Origin of the sequence: Stygiolobus sp. CP850M (assembly GCF_037389425.1) — an archaeon.
Lineage (GTDB): Archaea > Thermoproteota > Thermoprotei_A > Sulfolobales > Sulfolobaceae > Stygiolobus.
Genome location: NZ_JBBHKR010000080.1, coordinates 1 through 4,138 on the forward strand (window position 1 = coordinate 1; position 4,138 = coordinate 4,138).

At 36.8% G+C, this 4,138-nt stretch carries 6 protein-coding genes; 3 read left to right on the forward strand and 3 right to left on the reverse strand.

Annotation, left to right across the window (positions count from 1 at the left end):
• Nucleotides 1–300 precede the first annotated feature (300 nt).
• Together WIW89_RS10315 and WIW89_RS10320 are read left to right on the forward strand one after the other, a co-directional pair.
• Nucleotides 301–825, forward strand: coding sequence for an LOG family protein (locus tag WIW89_RS10315; protein ID WP_337700073.1), 525 nt, complete (start codon nt 301–303; stop codon nt 823–825).
• Between the two features lie 35 nt (nt 826–860).
• Entirely contained in the window at nt 861–1,277 is a 417-nt protein-coding gene (locus tag WIW89_RS10320; protein ID WP_337720701.1) for a hypothetical protein, read from the forward strand.
• A 92-nt stretch (nt 1,278–1,369) separates the two neighbouring features.
• Here WIW89_RS10320 and WIW89_RS10325 read toward each other — a convergent pair whose 3' ends face one another.
• The 3 genes from WIW89_RS10325 to WIW89_RS10335 all read right to left on the reverse strand — a co-directional run bounded on the left by WIW89_RS10325 (nt 1,370) and on the right by WIW89_RS10335 (nt 3,197).
• Nucleotides 1,370–2,602, reverse strand: coding sequence for an amidohydrolase family protein (locus tag WIW89_RS10325; RefSeq protein ID WP_337720702.1), 1,233 nt, complete (start codon nt 2,600–2,602; stop codon nt 1,370–1,372).
• A gap of 51 nt (nt 2,603–2,653) precedes the next feature.
• Entirely contained in the window at nt 2,654–2,857 is a 204-nt protein-coding gene (locus tag WIW89_RS10330) for a hypothetical protein (RefSeq protein WP_337709058.1), read from the reverse strand.
• 166 nt (nt 2,858–3,023) lie between these two features.
• On the reverse strand, nt 3,024–3,197 hold the full coding sequence (locus WIW89_RS10335) for a hypothetical protein (RefSeq protein ID WP_337699970.1): 174 nt from the start codon (nt 3,195–3,197) through the stop codon (nt 3,024–3,026).
• Nucleotides 3,198–3,524: 327 nt separating this feature from the next.
• On the opposite strand from WIW89_RS10335, the gene WIW89_RS10340 reads away from it, so the two are divergent.
• A partial coding sequence (locus tag WIW89_RS10340; protein WP_337720703.1) for a TSUP family transporter occupies nt 3,525–4,138 on the forward strand: 614 nt, incomplete at its 3' end.

Here is a 4,138-nt window from a genome sequence, read left to right on the forward strand (position 1 = left end):
AGATCCTAAATCCTGACCTTCTCTATTCTACTTTGACCGGAGAGAAAACACTCGATGATAACGAAAAGTAAGCTTTCTTAATTGAAAAAGTTTATAAATATTCTTGATGAGAATACACTATGCAACAAGTAATACAACAGGAAAAACAAGAAAGCAATACAATTACCAAGATAATGAGTAGTAGGAAGAGGAGAGAAGCTGAAATTATAGAAACTCCTAAAGTTGTAGTAGACTAAATTGAATAGAAAAAATTAAAGTTAATTTTTATGTAAGTTTTTTGTTCATTTCTTCTTGGTACTTATGCAATTAGGAATTGCAGTCCACAGTTCAATACCTTCTAAAGAAGCCGAAGAGAAAGCGAAAAGGTTTATCGAATCGCTAACTTGTAAACCCAGAATATTGCTGGGCGGTTATTGGGGACTTATGAAGGTAATTGCTGATGAGGCAATTTCAAGAGGTTTACAAGTTGTAATGTTCCTACCTGTGGAAAGGGAAGACGTAAAAATCCCATCAGAAGTGATTAGAGTAAATACTGGATGTGAATACAGATGCAGGTCGGTTATGCTCGTCCGTTCATCAGATGTCCTAGTATCGTTAGGCGGAGGAGTAGGTACGCTAATAGAAATCGCAATGGCTTATGCCATGGGAAAGCCCACATTCGTTCTGGTCGACACAAGGATGCCTACGGACGAACTACGGAAGGCTTATCCACGTCACTTCGACGATAGGGCAGTAGTCGATATAAAGTACTTTTCAGAGCCTGACAAGCTAGCTAAAGTTGTTTGTTCTGAAGAGTTTACAACTGTAAAGACTGACTTTGGTTAAACAGGGTATTTAGAACAAACAACTTTATGCTTTGTGTGAGAGTTTATACTATGCCTGACGCTTTTTCCATTATATTAGATGAAATAGCTGAAGACGTCTACAGACGCTTAGGTAAAAGGTCTAATGCTTCCGTCAAGCTGATGCCCTATAACCCCACAATATTAGGTTACGTTAAAGCTAATGATTATACTATATATTTAAATTCAATACCATTCGGCTTAGTTAAAAATGACCCCATTAAATCGAGAGAGTATTTATATGTAGTTTTACTCCATGAATACTTGCACTTAGTAGGAATTGCCGACGAAAGAGAGGTGAGAAAAATTACTACTGAAATAATAGCCCAAAAGTTCGGCAAGACAAGTTATGCATACTCATTGGCTGAAAAACTGACAGACCCGATAGATTTACACTTAATGAACAAGGGGATCAGGCCGTCAATGTACATGTAGCAAAAAAATTAATTGTTTCCACGTCAGAATAATAAACTTGAATGATGACATCGCCAGTATAAGATTCGGTGACTTCACCTGGCCTTCCTGAGTCATGGTTTCCTTTTCACTTCTTCCCATTTTCCGTTCATAAGTACGTACTTACCCTCCTTGGCTATAATCTCTCCTTCCCTTATTACGTATCTCGGAGGCTCCATGAACCTTAAGAGGTCAATTTCGTCTTCAGCATTAGTGACTAATAAGTTCGCCTTTTTGCCTTCTTCTATACCATATTCCGTTCTCCAAGCTCTAGCTGCGTTATAAGTTATCAGATTTATCGAATTCCTCAACTCGTCAAAACTTGTAAGTTGATCTAAATGAATTGCCATAAACAGTACTTGTAACATATTACCGCTTCCTAAAGGATACCAAGGATCCATAATACAGTCATGCCCCAAAGCTACGTTCACTCCGTGATCAAGCAGTTCCCTAATAGGCGCCATTCCTCTTCTCTTAGGATATTCATCTAGCCTCCCTTGAAGTACAGCATTTATAAGGGGGTTCGGTATTACTGTAACTCTAGCCTTTGAAACAATGGGTAAAATCCTATACCTATATGCCTTATCCCAGCTATGCATTGCTGTAACGTGTCCTGCAGTGACCCTGTTAAACCAATTGCTCTCTATTGTCTTTTTAGCCACAACCTCTAAATACCTTGAGTTGGGGTCGTCAGTTTCGTCAATGTGACCGTCCACATCTTTGTTAAACTCTTTGGCTATGTTAAAGGCTAGATCTATTGACTTTACTCCGTCTTCTCGTGTTATTTCATTGTGAGGGATCAAACCTACGTTGTCCGCACCTAGTTCTACAGCTTTGTAAAGCAGTTCATCGTTACCCTTGTCGGCGTATATCCCGTCTTGGGGAAAAGCCGTTATTTGAATGTCCGCTATTTTCTTTAGTTCTTCTCTAACTTTCAATAGAGCTCTTAATATTTTAAACTCCTTTTCCGTTATGTCTGCATGACTCCTGATCCATAAAGTCCCGTAAGCTACCATGAGTTTCACAGCTGTCGTCGCTCTCTTTATCACGTCGTCTTCAGTTAGTTTTCCTTTAATGTCTTTCCATATTCTTATACCCTCCCAAAGAGTCCCGCTAATGTTTTGTACCGGAAGGAAAACACTATCAAGGTGGAAGTGCATGTTAAAGTAAGGAGGTATAACTAGCTTACCTCCAGCGTCAACGAGTTCTTCTCCTTTACATTCCCCTACACATGTGATTATCCCGTTCTCAATTCCTATGCTGACTTTTCTACCGTTAAGAAGTTTAGCATTTTTAACGATATGCATCATGAGACATAAGAAAAACGCATGTTATAAACGTTATATCTTATCGAACGGTCAGTTTCTCTTTACACTGATTATCCAAATTCCGTCTTCTTTAGCCTTCTCAACTTCATACCCCCTGAACAAGTAGGATATATCTACATCACTCATTAGAATAAGAGTTTCATTTCTTTTCAATTTTTTAAGCAACTCTTTAGACTTATTTCTAACTTCCTCTAAGTCTTTTTGACTCATATCTACTACTATTATAGTCTGCATAGTCATGAATATGATAAGGGGATTATAAACGTTTTTCAGAGAGTCTTTGATCACTATTTAATTAACAGTGTTAATCAGCTTAACAAAATTTAAATTACAATATAAATTATAAAAATTACCTTAATTAAATATAAATTGAAAAAATATCAGAACTTTAAAAAGGGAATTAACTTTTAGCAATTTTTGTATAAAAGCTTAAGTCTATCGCAGTCGATAACGAGGATGGTATAGTACAAGCTATAAGCCTGCATTTATCTCCCTCGCACTCGTATAGTCCATACCCAGTACTGCACCAGTCACTTTTCCTTATTGTGTAGTATTTTGAGATATTTGATTTCATAAAATAAATAATCTTAATAAAGTATATAAGACTTAATCTAATTATTTGGATTAAGAGTATTAAAATGCGGACAGTTGTTTAAGCATTTCGAAACTAAAATAAATAATTAGAGTAAAGTAATTTAACTTATTAAAAAATTCAACGACTACTCTAGTTAAAACCTCCTTATGAAAAGTTAAAAATGTTATATTTCAACCTCTACCTTGAATTTAGACTACTTTATGTCTGTTTCACTTCTCCTTTGTCAATCTTTATAATCAAGTTCGATTGAATAGTTGTTTTTGTTTAAACTAAACTTTTTTAACTAAAAAAAATAATAACTCACTTATGCTTGAGCTCACCTTACTCCAATACGTGCTCTCGGTAATCTCAGGATTTCTAGTGGGCTTCAGTTTAGGGCTAATAGGAGGAGGAGGTTCTATACTAGCAATACCCCTACTCCTCTACTTTGTAGGTCTAGCGTATTTACCCGGGGTGAACTCTAACTATATAGACCACGTAGTGATTGGGACTACAGCACTCGCTGTAGGATTAAACGCATATATAAATGCTTTTATCCACTGGAGAAAGGGAAACGTAAGGATTGTAGAGGGAATAGCGTTTACAATACCGGGAATATTAGGAACTTACACCGGTGCTAGAGTTGGGCTGTTAATTCACGGAGGGCTCTTGCTTTTCTTATTCGGAATTTTAATGATTGTAATAGCAATAATGGTTTACAAAGGAAAGGATAGACCTAAGAGTGCTAAAGTAATAGAACCTAACACCAATTCGCAAGGCTTAATTGAATCTTTAAGAAGAATTAACTTTGCTAAAATTATTCCGGTCGGATTTGCGGTAGGTTTTGCTTCAGGTTTCTTCGGAATAGGCGGAGGATTCTTAATAGTCCCCGGATTACTCTTCAGTACTGGCTTATGCATGATTAAAGCTGTAGGAACTTC

What these genes read in the sequence shown, in the direction of transcription:
- WIW89_RS10315 (WP_337700073.1), top strand. Translation starts at nt 301, where the DNA reads ATGCAATTAGGAATTGCAGTCCACAGTTCAATACCTTCTAAAGAAGCC.
- WIW89_RS10325 (WP_337720702.1), bottom strand. Translation starts at nt 2,602, where the DNA reads ATGCATATCGTTAAAAATGCTAAACTTCTTAACGGTAGAAAAGTCAGC.
- WIW89_RS10330 (WP_337709058.1), bottom strand. Translation starts at nt 2,857, where the DNA reads ATGCAGACTATAATAGTAGTAGATATGAGTCAAAAAGACTTAGAGGAA.
- WIW89_RS10335 (WP_337699970.1), bottom strand. Translation starts at nt 3,197, where the DNA reads ATGAAATCAAATATCTCAAAATACTACACAATAAGGAAAAGTGACTGG.